The sequence below is a fragment of the Peptoniphilus sp. HMSC062D09 genome (genome assembly GCF_001811425.1).
Classification (GTDB): Bacteria; Bacillota; Clostridia; order Tissierellales; family Peptoniphilaceae; genus Peptoniphilus_A.
Genome location: NZ_KV804685.1, coordinates 160,692 through 178,592, shown reverse-complemented (window position 1 = coordinate 178,592; position 17,901 = coordinate 160,692). Strand labels below are relative to the sequence as shown.

15 protein-coding genes are annotated in these 17,901 nt (G+C 31.6%); all 15 read right to left on the bottom strand.

Annotated elements, in window-relative coordinates; translation table 11 throughout:
* Positions 1 to 876: elongator complex protein 3 (locus HMPREF2801_RS01060; protein ID WP_070610190.1), on the bottom strand; the 876-nt coding region annotated here is incomplete at its 3' end.
* A complete protein-coding gene (rnc, locus tag HMPREF2801_RS01055; RefSeq protein WP_246829952.1) occupies positions 869 to 1,561 on the bottom strand; it encodes a ribonuclease III in 693 nt (230 codons plus the stop codon). The genes HMPREF2801_RS01060 and rnc, both read right to left, overlap by 8 nt.
* 10 nt (positions 1,562 to 1,571) lie before the next feature.
* Positions 1,572 to 1,799, bottom strand: a complete 228-nt coding sequence (acpP, locus tag HMPREF2801_RS01050) for an acyl carrier protein (RefSeq protein WP_070610157.1) — start codon at positions 1,797 to 1,799, stop codon at positions 1,572 to 1,574.
* On the bottom strand, positions 1,796 to 2,782 hold the full coding sequence (gene plsX / locus HMPREF2801_RS01045; RefSeq protein ID WP_070610155.1) for a phosphate acyltransferase PlsX: 987 nt from the start codon (positions 2,780 to 2,782) through the stop codon (positions 1,796 to 1,798). The genes acpP and plsX overlap by 4 nt, the downstream gene beginning before the upstream one ends.
* 188 nt (positions 2,783 to 2,970) lie before the next feature.
* Positions 2,971 to 6,504 (bottom strand): pyruvate:ferredoxin (flavodoxin) oxidoreductase, encoded by a 3,534-nt coding sequence (gene nifJ / locus HMPREF2801_RS01040; RefSeq protein ID WP_070610153.1) that lies wholly within the window; start codon positions 6,502 to 6,504, stop codon positions 2,971 to 2,973.
* Positions 6,505 to 6,721: 217 nt separating this feature from the next.
* Entirely contained in the window at positions 6,722 to 7,633 is a 912-nt protein-coding gene (hprK, locus tag HMPREF2801_RS01035; RefSeq protein WP_070610151.1) for an HPr(Ser) kinase/phosphatase, read from the bottom strand.
* Positions 7,623 to 9,485, bottom strand: coding sequence for an excinuclease ABC subunit UvrC (gene uvrC, locus HMPREF2801_RS01030; protein WP_070610148.1), 1,863 nt, complete (start codon positions 9,483 to 9,485; stop codon positions 7,623 to 7,625). Before uvrC ends, hprK begins: the two co-directional genes overlap by 11 nt.
* Positions 9,486 to 11,243, bottom strand: a complete 1,758-nt coding sequence (locus HMPREF2801_RS01025) for an aminopeptidase P family protein (RefSeq protein WP_083303689.1) — start codon at positions 11,241 to 11,243, stop codon at positions 9,486 to 9,488.
* 112 nt (positions 11,244 to 11,355) lie between these two features.
* Positions 11,356 to 11,928 (bottom strand): hypothetical protein, encoded by a 573-nt coding sequence (locus tag HMPREF2801_RS01020; RefSeq protein ID WP_148130059.1) that lies wholly within the window; start codon positions 11,926 to 11,928, stop codon positions 11,356 to 11,358.
* Between the two features lie 48 nt (positions 11,929 to 11,976).
* On the bottom strand, positions 11,977 to 12,360 hold the full coding sequence (locus tag HMPREF2801_RS01015; RefSeq protein ID WP_070610144.1) for a hypothetical protein: 384 nt from the start codon (positions 12,358 to 12,360) through the stop codon (positions 11,977 to 11,979).
* 43 nt (positions 12,361 to 12,403) lie between these two features.
* A complete protein-coding gene (locus tag HMPREF2801_RS01010; protein WP_070610142.1) occupies positions 12,404 to 13,030 on the bottom strand; it encodes a hypothetical protein in 627 nt (208 codons plus the stop codon).
* A gap of 116 nt (positions 13,031 to 13,146) precedes the next feature.
* Positions 13,147 to 14,520 carry a M56 family metallopeptidase gene (locus tag HMPREF2801_RS01005; protein WP_070610140.1) on the bottom strand — a complete coding sequence of 458 codons (1,374 nt, stop codon included), beginning with the start codon at positions 14,518 to 14,520 and terminating at the stop codon, positions 13,147 to 13,149.
* Positions 14,517 to 14,900, bottom strand: a complete 384-nt coding sequence (locus HMPREF2801_RS01000; RefSeq protein WP_070610138.1) for a BlaI/MecI/CopY family transcriptional regulator — start codon at positions 14,898 to 14,900, stop codon at positions 14,517 to 14,519. The genes HMPREF2801_RS01005 and HMPREF2801_RS01000 overlap by 4 nt, the downstream gene beginning before the upstream one ends.
* Before the next feature lie 184 nt (positions 14,901 to 15,084).
* Positions 15,085 to 17,154, bottom strand: a complete 2,070-nt coding sequence (locus HMPREF2801_RS00995; protein ID WP_070610136.1) for a sensor histidine kinase — start codon at positions 17,152 to 17,154, stop codon at positions 15,085 to 15,087.
* Entirely contained in the window at positions 17,154 to 17,852 is a 699-nt protein-coding gene (locus HMPREF2801_RS00990) for a response regulator transcription factor (RefSeq protein ID WP_070610134.1), read from the bottom strand. The genes HMPREF2801_RS00995 and HMPREF2801_RS00990 overlap by 1 nt, the downstream gene beginning before the upstream one ends.
* Positions 17,853 to 17,901 lie beyond the last annotated feature (49 nt).

Sequence of the window (17,901 nt, the reverse complement as noted above, 5' to 3'; positions counted from 1 at the left end):
GGCAAAAATTAATATCTCATTGCTTATATTTTTTGACTTTTTAAAATAATTTAAAAGACCTCTCTTAAAATAATATGCCTCAACTAACTGCCTGTAGGCTGGATGAAAGGCTCCTGCAACTACATCTTTATCATAGTTTATATTTTCCGTTGGCTGAAGACCAACTCTTATTACATTAATGTCGTTCTTATAATAAATATCAAGTATGTCTGCAACAAATTTTATAGAAGAATCTAAGTCTAAGGCCTTGTACTTTCCATCTATCAAATTTTTATAAAGTGCCGTTTCCTTTATTACAAGAGTTGGATAAATCCTCACGCAATCTGGTTTTAGTTTTACAAATTCCCTTGCTGTGTAAATAGACTTGTCAATATTATCTCCTGGTAGCCCAACCATTTGTTGAAGTCCCAGTGAAAATCCATAATCCTTAATTAATTTCGATGCACTATAAACACAAGCTGCATCATGACCTCTATTGGAAAGCCTTAAAACCTCTTCATCAAGGCTTTGGACTCCCAGTTCAATTATGTCAACGCCATATTTTTTCAAATTTTTTAATATTTCATGGTCAATGGCATCCGGTCTTGTGGAAAGTCTAATGTACTTAACTAATCCTTTTCCTTTGTATCTATGTGCAACTTCTAAAAATTCACTTTGCTTATCTATGGGTATGGCTGTGAAACTTCCTCCATAGAAGGCAACTTCAATGTTGTCCTTTCTTTTAAAATAAGAAAGATATTCCAAAATAGTATTTTCCACATCACTATTTGAAATATCTGTAGACATTCCCGTAATTTTTCTTTGGTTACAAAAAACACAATCATTGGGGCAGCCATAGTGAGGGATGAAAATTGGTATGATATTTCTCTTAGACAATTTTCCCTCTCCTTTTAAAGGCATCCTTGGCAGCCTCTTGTTGAGACTCCTTTTTTGTTTTTCCCTTGCCACTTCCAACTAAAACTTCATCTAAATATAATTCAGTAAAGAAAGTTTTATCGTTGTCTGGACCTTCTTCTCTGACTAATTTATACTCAGCTTTTTTGCCAGATTTTTGCACCTTTTCTTGAAATTTAGTTTTGAAATCAATATTAAATAACTTATAGCTATCCTTTTCTAAAAAATCTTGAAATAAATCTAAAATAATTTTTTTGACATTTTCAAAATTTGAATCTAAATAAATTGCTCCAAATAAAGCTTCAAGAGCATCAGCGGAAGTGGACTCTCTATTTTTTCCACCACTTTTTATTTCTCCCTTGCCAAATTTTAAATATTCGCCAAGATTTACCTTTTTGGAAATAAAAAACAAAACTTTCTCATTTACTGATTCAGCTCTCATCTTAGTTAGCGAACCTTCATTGTCTTCTGGAAAATTTTTATAAAAATATTCTCCAATTACAAGACCAAGAATTGCATCGCCTAGATATTCTAGCCTTTCGTTACTCTCAAAGCTCTTCATGTTATTTTCATTGATAAAAGAACTGTGAGTTAAAGCTTTTTCTAAAAGATCTCTATTTTTAAAATTATAATTTAATTTTTTTTCAAGATGTTTTAGATTATCCATAGACATGAAATCACTGTTCCAAATCTTCTACATAGTCAATAACATCGCCAACAGTTTTTAATTTTTCTAGATCTTCTTCAGAAACTTCAGTCTCAAATTCTTCTTCAATAGTCATAACTAGTTCAACAAGTTCAATTGAATCAGCGTTTAAGTCATCTTGAAAGCTCATATCTTCATCAAGTTCACTTACATCCATATTAAATTGTTCTGCAATAATTTCTAGAATTCTTTCTTTCATTTACCTTCCACCTTATCTTTAATTTTTTTAACTACATTAGATTCTACTATACTTATAGCATATTTTGCAGCATTTTTTATTGCTCTCTTATCAGAATTTCCATGAGCCTTTATAATATTTCCATCAATACCCAAAAGAATTGTGCCGCCAACTTCCTTTGCATCTAAATTTTTAAACTTAGTCATTAAAAATTTACTAAAGATAGCTTTGCTTTCATCATCAAGATCTGAATTTTCAAGGCTGTGAAAAACATTTTTTACAGCAAAATCAACTACACCTTCAATTGACTTTAATAAAATATTTCCGTCAAAGCCATCGCAGACAAGAAGGTCAACATCGTTATTCATAATATCTCTTGCTTCAATATTTCCAACAAAATTTATAGAACTATCCTTAAGGACCTTATAGGTTTCTTTATATAAAGAGTTTCCCTTGCCTTCTTCACTACCTACATTTAATAGACCAACCCTTGGCGAATCAATTTTATAATATTCTTTAAGAAAAACTTCTCCAAGAGTTGCGAACTCTAGTAGGAGTTCTGGACTTGTGTCCATATTAGCGCCAGAGTCAATTACCATAGTGTTTGATTTCAAGCCTGGAATACTTGTAGGTAAAACTGCTCTTTTTATTCCCTTAATTCTTCCGACTATAAATAAGCCACCTGCTAAAAGTGCTCCCGTACTTCCTGCAGAAATTAAGGCATCGCCTATCTTTTCTTTTAATAAAGTCATAGCAATGACAATTGAAGAATCCTTTTTGCGTCTAAGTGCAAAGGCAGGGTCTTCATTATTCTCAATATTTTCCTTTGCATCAACTATTTCAACTTTGTCTTTATTGTAATCTAGTTCTTGTAGATTTTCTTTTATAAAATCTTCTCTTCCAACTAGAATAATATCTGTATCAAATTCATTAGAGGCTTCGATTGCACCCTTAATAATTTCGGATTTATTATCTCCACCGTTTATATCAAAAATTAATTTCATTTTGACCTCCAGTAATAATTTTAATATTATATCAAAAGATTAAAAAAATCAATGATTAAGGCATAAGTCTAATATTAACTTATAAAAAGTTTAACACATATAAAATAAAATTTATACAAAAACTCGCCCAAGTTTCCTTGAGCGAGTCCAAATAATTATAAAATTTATATTGAGTTAAATTAGTTATCTTATTCTTCTTCAGAAAGACTTACATAGCTTGCATATCTTTCCTTAGCATTTTCTTCTGCAACTTCGTAAAGTTTTTCAGCTCTTTCAGGGAATAACTTCTTAAGTGAAGTGTATCTAACTTCTCCATCTAGGAAGTCTCTGAAAGGTTTTGTAGGTTCTTTAGAATCTAAGATGAATGGATTCTTTCCTTCAGCCTTAAGTTCAGGGTTGAATCTGTATAGGTGCCAGTAGCCAGTTTCTACAGCTTTCTTTTCTTCTTCAATTGAGAAGCCCATACCTACTCTAATGCCGTGGTTGATACATGGTGCGTAAGCAATAACTAGTGATGGTCCATCATAAGCTTCTGCTTCTTTAATAGCCTTAAATGCTTGATTCTTGTCAGCACCTAGAGCAATTTGTGCAACATATACATAACCATAAGTAGTAGCCATTAGACCTAAGTCTTTCTTCTTAGTTAACTTACCAGATGCTGCGAATTGTGCAATTGCTGCTGTTGGTGTTGACTTAGAAGCTTGACCACCTGTATTAGAATATACTTCAGTATCAAGAACAAGAACATTAATGTTTTCACCAGATGCAAGAACATGGTCAAGTCCACCGTATCCGATGTCGTATGCCCAACCGTCTCCACCGATGATCCATTGACTCTTCTTGATTAAGAATCTTTCAAGACCCTTTAGAGTATCAATAATTTCATCTGCTTTTTCGTTGCCGAATTTTTTGTCAAGAACTTTTAGAACTTTTGCGCTTGCAGCCTTAGATGTCTTGTAATCTTCTTTACCTTCAATCCAAGCATTAAATGCTTCATTAGCATCCTTATCTACATTAAGTTCAACAAATTCCTTCATTAGGTTTTCAATTCTATTTCTAGTTTGTTCTTGAGATACTGCCATACCATAACCGTATTCAGCATTATCTTCGAATAGTGAGTTAGCCCATGATGGTCCATTGCCACAGTCATCAGTGCAATATGGCATAGATGGTGCAGAACCGCCCCAAATTGATGAACAACCAGTTGCGTTAGCAATACTCATTCTATCTCCAAATAATTGTGTAACAAGTTTTACATATGGAGTTTCTCCACAACCTGCACAAGCTCCAGAGAATTCAAGATATGGAGTTTGGAATTGAGAGTTCTTGAAGTTGTTTGGTTCAATATTTTCTTCTTTAGATTTAATGTGTTCAGAAGCATATTCCCAGTTAGCAGCTTGTACATCAATTTCATTTTCAAATGGTGACATTACAAGAGCTTTTTGTTTAGCAGGACATACTTGAGCACAGTTTCCACAACCAGTACAATCTAGTGGTGAAATTTGAATTCTATATTCATAATCTTCAAGTCCCTTGCCGTTAGCTTTTTTAGTTTCAAATCCTTCAGGTGCATTTGCCTTTTCGTCTTTGTCAACTAAGAAAGGTCTGATGACAGCGTGAGGACATACTAATGAACATTGGTTACATTGGATACAGTTTTCAATCTTCCAGTGAGGAACATTTACAGCTATACCTCTCTTTTCGTAACGGCTTGTTCCAGATGGGAATGTTCCATCAGGCATATCAACGAAAGTAGAAACTGGAAGGTCGTTACCTTCTTGTCTATTCATTGGAATAAGGATGTTGTTGATAAAGTCAGGTGCTCCACTGATCTTGAAGTCCTTAGTAGTATCAGCATTTTTCCAAGAATCTTTTACTTCTACTTTTTTAAGAGCGTTAATTCCTTGATCTACTGCTGCATAGTTCATGTTTACTATGTCGTCACCCTTAGCGCCGTAATCTTTTACAATAGCTTCTTTTAGAAGTTTAACAGCTTCATCAATTGGAAGTACTTGAGAAAGATTAAAGAATGCAGCTTGCATTACCATGTTAGTTCTTCCGCCAAGTCCAACTTCAGCAGCTATTTTTGTAGCGTTAATTGTGTAGAATTCAATTTCATTGTCTGCAATATATTTCTTCATATAACCTGGAAGATGTTCTTCAAGTTCTTCTTCATTCCAAATAGTATTTAGTAAGAACTTTCCACCCTTTTTAAGTCCTCTCAATAGGTCATAAGAATATACATAGGATTGTTTTGAACAAGAAATAAAATCAGTTTCAGTTAATAGGTAAGTTGAAGTGATTCTGTTTTTTCCAAATCTCAAGTGAGACATTGTAACTCCACCAGATTTTTTGGAGTCATAGTCAAAGTATCCTTGAGCATACATGTCAGTGTTATCACCAATAATCTTAATTGCTGATTTGTTTGCACCAACTGTACCGTCAGATCCAAATCCCCAGAATTTACATCTAATTGTTCCTTCCGGTTCTGTAGTAATTTCTTCTTTAATTGGAAGTGATTTATGAGTTACATCATCAACAATACCAATTGTGAAGTCATTTTTAGGTTCAGCTTCTTTAAGGTTGTCATATACAGAAAGAATATCAGTTGGGTTAGTGTCTTTAGAACCTAGTCCATAAATTCCGCCAAGGATAAGTGGTCTCTTATCTGATTCGTAGAAGGCATCTCTTACATCTAAGTAAAGAGGTTGTCCTACTGCTCCCTTTTCCTTAGTTCTATCAAGAACTGCGATTCTTTCTACAGTTTCAGGAATTGCTTCCATTAAGTGCTTAATAGAGAAAGGTCTGTATAGGTGAACTTTAACAAGTCCTGTCTTTTCTCCCTTTGCATTTAGATAATCTACAACTTCTTCGATTGTTTCTGTTACAGAACCCATAGCTACAATAATATCAGTTGCATCTTTAGCTCCATAATAGTTAAATAAGTTGTATTCTCTTCCAGTTAATTTAGAAATTTCTTTCATGTAATCTTCAGTAATACCAACGATATCAGTGTAGTATTTGTTTGAAGCTTCAATTTCTTGGAAGTAAATATCAGGGTTTTGAGCAGTACCTCTAACTTGTGATCCATTTGGATTTAAAGCTCTTTCTTTGAAAGCTTTAATTGCATCATGATCAACAAGTTTTGCTAGGTCGTCGTAATTAAGTACTTCAATTTTTTGAACTTCGTGAGATGTTCTAAATCCATCAAAGAAGTGAACAAAAGGAACTCTACCTTTGATTGCAGATAAGTGAGCTACACCAGCTAAGTCCATTGCTTCTTGAACTGAGCCTGATGCAAGAAGTGCAAATCCTGATGCTCTAGCTGCCATAACGTCTTGGTGGTCACCGAAGATTGATAGTGCGTGAGATGCTAGTGCTCTAGCTGCAACATGGAATACTCCTGGAAGTAATTCTCCTGCTATCTTATACATATTAGGTAGCATAAGTAATAAACCTTGAGATGCTGTGTAAGTTGATGTAAGTGAACCAGCTTGTAGTGCACCGTGAACAGCTCCAGCAGCTCCTCCTTCTGATTGTAACTCCTTAACCAATACTTCTTGTCCGAAAATGTTTTTTCTTCCGTGAGAAGCCCAAGCATCAATGTGCTCAGCCATTGGAGATGATGGAGTTATTGGGTAAATACAAGCAACATCAGAGAACGCATAAGCGACATGAGCGGCTGCTTCATTACCATCCATTGTTTTAAATGTTTTAGCCATATTTTCCTCCTATTAATAATATAAACTAACCATACTGTTTATATTATAGAACTTAATTTAAAAAAATTCAATAATATTGTTAATAAATGACTTTAAATATTTGAAAATGGCGAATTATGAAAGGTGTTTCATAATGTGGAATTATATTTTTTTTATAAAATTTTTGTTAATCATTTATAAATATAAATAAAAGAGCACTTACTTGTGCTCTTCTAAGTTACTTTAATTTTTTTAACATTCTCTCATTAAGAGCAGTAGCTGGATTGTAGCCCAATTCCTTTTGCTTATAATTCTTTGTAGCAACTTCAATAATAAGTGCAGTATGCCTACCTGGTTTTACTGGAATATTAAACTTAACTACATCTATTCCTAAAATGTTTTCATAATTATTGTCAAGACCAAGTCTCTCGTATTCCTTTGACTCATCCCAATCTTCCAAGTTAACTACAACTTCTATTGCTTTTTCTTCCATGACAAAGCCTATGCCAAACATTTTTTGAATATCAATTATTCCTACTCCCCTGATTTCCATAAAATATTTTGTAATATCAGGAGACTTTCCTATTAATTTTTTGTCAATATTTTTTATGATGACTGAGTCGTCAGAAATGAGCCTTGCACCATTGGAAATTAAATCAAGGGCTGTTTCACTCTTTCCTATTCCGCTTCTTCCAGTTATTAAAACACCAATGCCCGAGATGTCAAGTAAAACTCCATGCATTCTTGTAGTTGGAGCCAGTGCCTCATCAACTAAAGAAATTATTTTGCTAAATATTTTTGAAGTTGTATCATGACTTCTTATTATTGTGACATTGTATTTTTCAGCCAAAAATTTTGCTTGTGGAAAGATCATATTATTTCTAGAAAATACAACCACTGGTATGTTGTACTTAAATAATTTTTCCAAAGTAGAAAATTTTTCCTCATCATTCAATGAATTTATATAATGCCACTCCTGTGTGCCAATAAGCTGTATTCTATCTTTTACAAATTTTGAATAGTAGCCACAAAGTTGAAGGCCTGGTCTATTTATATCGCTGTTTTTAATTTCAATTTCATCGTAATCAGTTGATTTGTGAATAATTTCAAAATTTAATTCCTCAACTATATATTTTAATTTAACTCCCATTTTTTGCTCTCCTAAAATGTTCATAAAGTGATTCTGCGCTTTTTTCGTTCATTGACTCAACTTCCATAAGCTCCTGGATGCTTGCTTTTTTTATTTTGTCAATGGATTTAAAGTGTTTCAACAAATTTTCCTTTCGCTTTGGTCCTATTAATTTTATATCGTCAAGCTCTGACTTAAACATTGTTTTGGACCTGAGATTTCTATGATAATTTATTGCAAACCTATGAGCTTCTTCTTGGATCTTGTAAATCATTTTATAGGCTCTGGAATTTAAATCAACATTAAATTCCTCATTGCTATAAATAATGCCACGAGTTCTGTGAAAGTCATCTTTGACAAGTCCACAAATTTCAATATTTAACTTTAATTTATCGAGAATTTCCTTTGCAGCATTTACTTGACCCTTGCCGCCATCCATCATTATAAGGTCTGGAAAATTTGAAAAGGAAGAATTTTTGTCCTCTTTCTTTTCTTCTACCCCTCTTCTAAATCTTCTTTCAATTACTTCCTTTAAACTGGAATAGTCATCAGGACCTATGACACTTTTTATCCTAAATTTTCTGTAGTCGCTCTTTTTTGCATCTCCATCTTCAAAAACAACCATAGACCCAACAGACTCAACACCTGAAATATTTGAAATGTCATAGGCTTCTATTCGCCTTGGTCTTCGGCTTAGACCAATTAAATCTTTTATCTCTTCTAGTGCCAACCTATTTGATTCAGCACGCTTTTTATACTTATCGCCATACTTTTCAATCATGTCAAGGGCATTTCTCTTGACCATTCTCACTAATTCTTTTTTGTCGCCCTTTACTGGAACAGTTATGGTAACTTTATTGCCTCTCTTTTCACTTAGCCAATCTTCTAGCACCTTAATATCCATGGGCTTTTCTTCTATAATAATTTCCTTTGGAATATAGGATGCTCCAATGTAAAACTGTTTTAAAAATGAAGAAAAAATTTCCTCGTAGCTGTCATTGTAATAATCCCTTATCATATAATGCTCTCTGCCAATAATTTTCCCATTTCTGAAAAAGAAAATTTGGATGAGAACTTCGTCAATTCCCTTGGCAAGGGCGATTATGTCCTTGTCATCGCGAGCTTCAGGATCACTTATAAGTTGTCTTTCCTTTAAGTATTCTAAATTTTTAATTCTATCTCTAATATCAGCAGCATTTTCATAGTCAAGATTTCTTGAATAATCCATCATCTTTTCATGAAGCTTATCTATTAATTTGTTGTCAGAACTTGAAAGAAAACTTAAGACTTCCTCTACCATGACATTATAATCTTGGTCCTTTACATTTCCTATGCAGGGTCCAAGGCATTTTCCAATGTAATAATTTAAACAAGGCCTATAATTTTTTTCTTCAACATTTTCTAAATTCAAATTGCAGGTCCTTAGAGGGTAAAGTCTCTCAAAGCTTTCGATTGATTCATTTACTGCAAAGACATCGGGATAGGGCCCAAAATATTTTGCCCCATCCTTTAAAATCCTTCTTGTCTTCATAACTCTAGGAAATCTCTCGTTGACCTTTACCTTGATGTAAGGATACTGCTTGTCGTCACGCAAGAGAATATTGTATTTTGGGAGATTGTCCTTGATTAAATTGGACTCAAGGACAAGGGACTCCACTTCATTTTCTACAATAATGTACTCAAAATCATGAATTTTTGAGACCATGCTGGCAACTTTTTTGGAAGACTTACCATAAGACCCAAAGTACTGTCTCACTCTCTTCCTAAGAGACTTGGCCTTGCCAACATAAATTATCTCATCTAATTCATTTTTCATAATATAAACTCCAGGTTTATCTGGAAGTTGGTCAAGCCTTTCTCTTAAATCTAACAATTATCTACTAACCTCTTTCGTCGCTTCTCTTAAATAATCTAAAACCTCTCCATTTAAATATGGACTTAAGATTTTAAAAACTTCTCTGTGATAAGAATTTAAAACCTCTATCTGCCTATCTGTAAGTAAATTTACATCAATTGCCTTGAGTTCAAATGGACAAAAAGAAATTGTCTTAAACTTATTAAATACTGAGTCATGAGTTTCGCAGTCAAAGACTACCCTCATGATGTTTTCAATTCTTATGCCATGCTTATTTTCCTTGTAGACACCAGGTTCATTTGAGACAATCATGTTTTCCTCCATCCTAACAGCAGGGTCTCTTGGAGAAATTCTCTGTGGTCCTTCATGAACTGAAAGGACAAAGCCAATTCCGTGACCTGTTCCGCACTTGTAGTCCATCCTGTCTTGCCACAAGGCATATCTGGCAATGCCATCTAAGGCTAAATCATAAGTTCCCTTTAAAAATACAGCGTCCATTAAATCTATGTGACTCTTTAAAGTCATTGTGTAGTCGTGAATTTCTTCCTCTGTAAGGTCTCCCATGGCAATAGTTCTTGTTATATCTGTTGTCCCAGAATAGTATTGCCCACCTGAATCCACAAGGTAAAATCCCCTTGGCTCAATTACAGCTTGGTCCTCTTCTCTGGCATGATAGTGCATCATGGCTGCATTTTTTCCATAGGCAGAAATCGTATCAAAGGAATTTGAAATATAAAGAGGATCTTCTGCACGCATAGAGTCAAGCTTCATTGCCGCTTCATATTCTCCAATTTTATTTTTTGCATTTTCCTTTAACCAGCAGATGAACTTAAATAAAATTGCTCCATCTCTTATATAAGTATCTTCAAGATTTTTTATTTCAGTTTCATTTTTTATTGCCTTTAAATTTTCTGAAATATTATTGCCAAAAATTATCTCATTATTTTCGCAAATGCCCTTGTAAATTCTTTCATTAATAGAATTTGGGTCTAGATAAATTTTTCTTTCTTCATAATTTTTTAGATAATCATAAAATTCTGAGTAATCTCTTAATTCAACAAAATCTGCAATTTCTCTTTCAATCTTTTTAGTCTTTTCTCTGTCAGTAAATAAAATTATCTTGTCAGCTTCTATAATCATAAAGGAAATTAGAACTGGAGTATCCTTTATGTCCATGCCGCGAATATTAAGAGTCCAAGCAATGTCAACAAGTGAAGAGACTATTGTCATATCAGCTTTTTTATCTTTTAAAATTTTTCTGATTTCAGATACTTTTTCTGTTGCAGACTTTCCTGCATACTTTTTATCAAGTAAAAAAGCATCTTCACTTGGTAGAGGGTACCTATTTTTCCAAAGGTCAGTAATTAAATCAGCATCAACAATTTTTACATTTTTCTCCTTTAATTTCTCTTCCAAAGATGAAAAACTTTGGTGAGAAAAATATTCTGCATTTAAAGCAAGAGTCATGCCTTCTTTTATATTCTCACTTATCCAATCACTGTAGTTTAAAACTCCAACTTGACCTTCTTTTTGAAGTTCAAAGCCAAAATCTTTTATTTCTTTTGCAGCTTGTATAAAATACCTGCCATCAGTCCAAAGATATGCCTCATCTCTAGTTATGACAGCGGTTCCTTGTGAACCTGTAAAGCCTGTAACAAATTCCCTTTCCTTGTAAAAATCTGGAAGGTATTCAGAGCCATGTGGATCCTTTGATGGAATAACATAAAAATCTATATTTTTTTCTTTCATTATATTTCTAATTTCATTTAAAATCACAAAATCACATCCTAAGTCATATATTATCACAAGGATAAATTTGAGCAAAGAAAAAAGTCCAGTGAAATAATTTTCCACCGAACTTTCTTGTCTTTATAATTTTTTTAATTTACTAAACTTTTTCATCAATTAAATCAATAAATTTTTCATTGCCCTTAATTGGCAAATAAATTTCATCTTTTTTTAATTTTAATTGAACATATTTATTACCAAAAATATTAATATTTTTAAAATCCACAATGTCCTTTATTTTATAAACTCTATTGTTAAAAATAATTTCCTCATCTTTTATTACAATTCTCTTGAGCATTAAATCAAGGAAAACAAAAGTAATTATTAATAAAAGACAACTTTTCAATAAATTTTCATAAGACATAAGTAATGACAATAATTCATGAGAAATGTCTTCATTGTTATTTTCTGCAAATTTTAAAACCATATCTCTAATTTGTGGAAATAAAAATTTTGAAATACTTATTTCATAGCCAGCCCTTAAAATATCAAAAAGGCAGCCCATAAATTTTATGGCAAAGCACAGCCATATTAAAAGGCAAAATAATGCAAAAAACAAATAAATCGGATTTAGATTGTTGTAAGTTTTATCTTTATTAAATTGTTTCCTTCTCGAATTTGCTCTAAAATTTAAAAGCAAAATCATAAAGCAAATAAAAACAATAAATTCCATTATTTCGCCTCTTCTTAAATTTATGAACTTCATTATTAAATAAAAAATTTATTCAAAATCACTTGATTCTCCGTAATAAGTGATTGCATTTGAATCCTTTTCAAATTTAATTACCTTATCCTCTGATAGGGCAAAATAAAAAGTCTTTCCATCTAAGAATATATATTTGTTATAATCATTATCTTCTAGTTTGTATATCCTCTTGTCCTCGTCCTCTTTAAAATTACCTTTTTCTATAAGACTTCCATTACAAAAGATATAATAGACATTTTTCTCAGTATCAAAGGACATTGAATAAAAGTCTCCATTGGAATGGACATAAGTCCCCCTCAAGAGAGGAACCATTGGCTCTTGCTTTAAAATAATTGTAGAACACAAGAGAATAATATTAAGAACAATTGAAATTTTAAAAAGTAAGTTCTTTTTTCCCAAAACGCACCTTCCTTAAAGTCTTAAATATGTCTATGTGGTTTTATTATACAGGTCTTACATAAAAGTATTCGTTAAATAAAGTATGTGGGAAATAAGTTGTATAAACTTTCCACTCATCATTTGAATTTCTTAATCTATAATATACTACATGTCCCTCAACTTCAAATGTTTTATCAGCATAAGCTAAAAAATATTGATAAGAATTCGGAACTCTTATACTACCTCCAGAAACGGATGTACCCGTATATGAACCCATCTCAACATTAATTGTTACATAAGGAACTTTAGGTAATCCCACTGAAACAGAGAGATTTATTGGTGTTCCTTCGTTTTTGTTCACATTTATATATCCATCAATTCTTGTGCCACCTCTTGGCTGTCCATTTAATAAAATATTATTTGCATATACCTTTTTTCTAGATGAATATTCTGTTTTATATTCATAAGAATAATTATCAAAAGTTGTAATAGAATTTAATAATCTTACTTTTTCTTCAGTTTCTTTTCTCGCATCGTTAAAAAATTTTTCTATACTTTCTCTTGGTTGTTCATAATATATACCATTTTCTTCATTGTTTATTTCATTATTTTTATTCTCTTGTGCTGATACAAAAGTTACCAAATTAAATAATATACAAACTACAAGAAATATACTAAATGATTTTTTCATAATAATCCTCCTAATTTTATTAATATGTGCTAAGTTTTATTTATAATTATTGTTTATTATGAAAAAATCTCCGTTCTTATACCTCTGTGGGTTTAAATATCTCATAGACTTTCCTCCTATCTAGCATAACTTCGTATATTAATTTTATAGGATAGCAACTCTGATGATCTATTGTTTATGGTCACTCTATAACTACTTCCTCTATTAGCGTTCATTTTTAAGTTTACACCTTTACTAAATCTAGATTCATATATTGTATCACCATTCTCTTCAATAATAACCGTATAGTTAACGCCTGCTTTGGAGTACATTTCACTAGTTTTTATGGTAAATCCATCGTGATCTTTTCCATATAATGATTTCATTGTAAAGGTATATGACTCGTATTCTAATCTCCCCAATGTTACTTTTTGATCTATGTTAGCTGATCTCAAACCATTAGTTGGAATTTCATATAATTCTAAGTTTTCATACTCTTCATCTGTTATTTCTTCCACTCTATTGTCCACATTTACATAAACTTCTTTTATTCCCTCTGTATCCGATATAACTTCATTTTCGTCTACTTCTACAGCATTAGTAAACACTGGTATGTACAAGAATAATAAAAATATTAAAGTAAAAGTTCCTGACAGTGTTTTTTTCCAATTTTTCATAGTCAACATCCTTTCCTTAGTTGGGCTTAAATTTAAGACAAATTTATCATTTTCCCTCTGTCTTTCTATTAATTTAAGCATTGACTGGCAATAATTTTTTCTATTTTCTTGGCTATCTCCTATTTTTTTTATAACTATTTTGTCACAGTTTATCTCTATATCTTTCTCAAAATATTGTAAGCTAAGTATTAAAAAGGGATTGTACCAATAAAGGCATATTATTAAATTTTTTAAGTGACTTAATAAAATATGATATCTTTCTATATGCACTAGCTCATGAGTTAATACATGGTCTAATAAATCCCAGTCTTTTAAAATGCTTTTTTGTAAAATTATTTTGGGTCTAAATATTCCATAAGTTATAGGAGTGTCTAATTCATCATTTATATAAATTTTTACTTCTCTTTTTATATTAAATTTTTTTAGAGAATTGTTTAAATGAGTCCTGTCCTTTAGTTCAAGAGAATTACTTAAGGCTTTTTTAAATTTTATAAATTGATATAGCGTATAGATAACGACTAAGCTTGATCCCACTATCCTATTAAATCGTGATATTGATGGGAACTTATCGGTTATGTAAATTGCTGCTTGATTTATCAGAATTGAGGGCGCAAAAATTGTCTTTATAAATTTTGAAGCTTCATAGGTTTTTATACTAAATAAAATATCTTTTGGAAATATTAAATAGATTAAAAGAAGAGTCCACAATATGATATTAGCACCCTTAGTGCTTTTTAAGTTTAATCTCCTTCTAAAGAGTAAAATCAAAATTAATATTATAATTGACTTTAAACTTTTATAAAGGACTACTGAACTGGCTACACCTATTCTCATTTTTCTTCCTTATCAAAATCTTTAAGGAGATTTTTTATCTCTTGAACTTCTTCTTCGCTTATTTTTTTGTCCCTTAAAAAGGTCCTGCAAAAACTTATAAAGGATCCTTGAAATAATTTGTCTATGGCTTCTTCTCTTTGTTTTTGCAAGGCTTCTTCTCTTGTCACTATGGGTTTTATTGTGTACTTAGGATACCTTCTTGTTATTGCTCCCTTTTCTAAGAGCCTGCCAAAAAATGTGTAGCAAGATGTCTTGCCCAAGCCATGTTTTTCCTTTAATACTTTGGATAATTCTAGAGCTTGTATTTCTCCATTTTCATCTAGGCATTCTCCTTCCCACAAAACTTCCATTACCATAAGTTCTCCATTTGATAGTTCCATTTTCTCACCTCTTGTTTTTTATTATTGTTGATGTTTATATTTTCATCTTGAGTATATATTATCGCTTTAGCTTTGTCAAGTTAAAGAAAAAAGTCCGGTGAAATAATTTTCAACCGAACTTTCTTCTGCATTGTATTTTAAAATCCTTTTAAGCTAATTTATTAAAATCCTTTAGAATTTTATTTTAAAATTCTATCCTAACCTTAAATAAGTCTCCGTCAATTTCTATGTCAAAGCTTGCACCGTGAGCTCTCACAAAGGATGAGGCTATTGATAGTCCAAGGCCTGAGCCTGATGTTGTCCTTGATTTTTCTCCACGAGTAAATCTTTCCATAAGTTCTTCTGCAGAAATGTTAAGTGGATACTTAGAAATATTTTTTATAGTCAGTTTAACTCCATCTTCTTCTAAAAGATCTACATAAACTCTTGAATTTTCTAGGGCATACTTAGAAATATTTGAGAACAAGTTGTCTAAAACTCTGGAGAATTTTTGTCCATCAATGTTAAGCATTAGCTTATCTTCAGGAAGATTTGAAATAATTTCAATATTGTTTTCTCCGATTTTATCCTCCCACTCTCCTATTGACTGTTGGACAAGGGAATTAAAGTCAAGTTCTTGCCTATCTAGTTCAATATTATTTGATGTCGCCTTTGAAACTTCAAATAAATCTTCTATTAGGACCTTTAACTTGTTGGACTTTTCATTTATTATTTTCGAATACTCCTTAGCTTCATCATCTGTATTGTCATCTTTTGATAATAGATCAGAATAATTAATTATAGATGTTAATGGAGTCTTTAAGTCATGGCTTACATTTGTAATGAGTTCTGTCTTTAATCTTTCAGACTTTACTGCATCTTCAATGGCAAGGTCTAGGTTCTCTCCAATATTGTTAAAGTTGTCGACTATGCCATCATAAAGACCACCCTTTTTTTCAATGTTCTTTTTATAATTTCCCTTAACGATTTCGCTGGACTCTCTGGAAATCCTTGAAACTTCATTTATGTTTTTCATCAAAATATAATAAATGAATATGCCAAATAATATCATTGGAATCAACATTTTTTCAGGAGCATAGTAAGACATAGTTGAAAACATCATGTTGAGTATTGCTAGCAATATGAAAATTCCAAAATAAACTAGGGTAAATTTAATCTTTGCATCTTTAATATTTTTATTCTCCTCATTTATATTTGAAAATTCTGAAATTGCAGCATTAAAAATTCTATAAATTAAAGAATTTTTAAGAAGATAATTTTCTGTATTCTTGTTAAATATGCTCTTTAATAAAATTATAAAATAATTTACTGTAAGTGAAATAATCACAAGACCAAGAAGATACAAGAAATAGAAAATATACAAATTACTGTAAATTTGATTCATACTTGATATTACTGCAGCAGAAAATCCAAATATTACAAATAAAATAATCACAAGTTCTATTGGAAATTTAAAAACTTTCCTCAAGCTTTCGCTGCCGTCAACTTTTTCCATATTCATAAATAATCCAAGAAGTAGAGATAATATTGAAGCGATTAATACGCTTACTCCAATTTGTACTTGGACTTGGTCTCTAAATACATCTCTTTCAATTTCTTTAAAGACTTCATCGTCTAGTGATGCGTAATAAGCAAACTTTAAATTTTTAATATTGTTTTTGCTGTTCAAATATCTAAAACTGTCATTAATTTTAGATTTAAAAGACTTTTCTATAAAATTGTAGTCACTATCCATAAGTCTTTGGCTCTTTTGAACCTTATCAATCACTATACTATTATTAATTACTGAACCTGTGATTAAGAAGTCATTATTTCCCATTTCAATTTCTAATGGATCAAATTCATTTTTTTCATATTCATTAGTTAAGTAAAAAGTTTTATATTCAGATTTTATTTCTGGTTGGTCTAGCATCCAATCTTCAAGATAGTCCTTTGGATCAAGTCCCTTGGCCTTTAGGTCATCCTTCTTCTTTTGAGCTTCAATTAATCCTGGATCTGTAACAACATTTCCATTTTGGTCAAAATATTTTAGTTTGTAGGACTTAATAGCAAAGTTAAACCTATTATAGGAGCTATAATCTTCATCATTAAGTGATAAGTCTATAGTGGCAGTAATTCTATTATCTGTCAAAACTCTTCTATAAGAAGAGCTAGGATCCCTTGAAAATAAAAATGATCCTGCTAATAAAGAAATAAGTGATATAGCTAAAATTATTAAAGCATAATAGCTAAGTTTGTAAGAATTTTTTTTCATTATTTTCGCCTCAAATCTTCAAATTTATATCCAAGTCCCCATTGCACCTTTAAGTACATTGGCTTCTTTGGATTTACTTCGATTTTTTCTCTTATTCGCCTAATGTGAACTGTAACAGTCTTTGCCTCCATGGCTGGCTCATTCCACACACTCTCGTAAATTTCTTCAATGGAAAAAACTCTGTTGGGATTTCTCATCAAGAGCTCCAAAATTTTAAACTCAATAGATGTTAGGGCAACTGGTTTGTCCCCCACATAGGCAATTTTTTGTGATAAATCTAATTTAATGCTGCCTATTTCAATAAAGTTTCTGTCATTTTTTAAATCATAGGCATAAAATCTTCTCAAGTTGCTCTTAACACGAGCTATGAGCTCCATTGAGTTGAAGGGCTTTTGAATATAATCATCAGCGCCAATATTTAGTCCGAAAATTTTGTCAGTGTCCTCTGATTTTGCAGATAAAATAATTATTGGGACTACAGAAATTTCTCTAAGCTTAATAATAGCTTCTTCGCCAGATAAATTTGGCATCATGAGGTCCATTATTATGAGATCAATTTTTTCATTTTTAAAAATTTCTAGGGCTTCAAGTCCATCGTAGGCGTAAAAAATATTAAAATTTTCATTTTTTAGATAAATTCCAATTGACCTTGCAATTTCCTTGTCATCCTCAGCAATTAAAATATTGTATTTATCCATTACATCCCTCCTCTGCCATTATAATAGCAAATAATAATTACAAAATAGC

What these genes read in the sequence shown, in the direction of transcription:
- rnc (WP_246829952.1), bottom strand. Translation starts at nt 1,561, where the DNA reads ATGGATAATCTAAAACATCTTGAAAAAAAATTAAATTATAATTTTAAA.
- HMPREF2801_RS00990 (WP_070610134.1), bottom strand. Translation starts at nt 17,852, where the DNA reads ATGGATAAATACAATATTTTAATTGCTGAGGATGACAAGGAAATTGCA.
- HMPREF2801_RS00995 (WP_070610136.1), bottom strand. Translation starts at nt 17,154, where the DNA reads ATGAAAAAAAATTCTTACAAACTTAGCTATTATGCTTTAATAATTTTA.
- nifJ (WP_070610153.1), bottom strand. Translation starts at nt 6,504, where the DNA reads ATGGCTAAAACATTTAAAACAATGGATGGTAATGAAGCAGCCGCTCAT.
- HMPREF2801_RS01010 (WP_070610142.1), bottom strand. Translation starts at nt 13,030, where the DNA reads ATGAAAAAATCATTTAGTATATTTCTTGTAGTTTGTATATTATTTAAT.
- hprK (WP_070610151.1), bottom strand. Translation starts at nt 7,633, where the DNA reads ATGGGAGTTAAATTAAAATATATAGTTGAGGAATTAAATTTTGAAATT.
- acpP (WP_070610157.1), bottom strand. Translation starts at nt 1,799, where the DNA reads ATGAAAGAAAGAATTCTAGAAATTATTGCAGAACAATTTAATATGGAT.
- HMPREF2801_RS01020 (WP_148130059.1), bottom strand. Translation starts at nt 11,928, where the DNA reads ATGGAATTTATTGTTTTTATTTGCTTTATGATTTTGCTTTTAAATTTT.
- HMPREF2801_RS01000 (WP_070610138.1), bottom strand. Translation starts at nt 14,900, where the DNA reads ATGGAACTATCAAATGGAGAACTTATGGTAATGGAAGTTTTGTGGGAA.
- plsX (WP_070610155.1), bottom strand. Translation starts at nt 2,782, where the DNA reads ATGAAATTAATTTTTGATATAAACGGTGGAGATAATAAATCCGAAATT.
- HMPREF2801_RS01005 (WP_070610140.1), bottom strand. Translation starts at nt 14,520, where the DNA reads ATGAGAATAGGTGTAGCCAGTTCAGTAGTCCTTTATAAAAGTTTAAAG.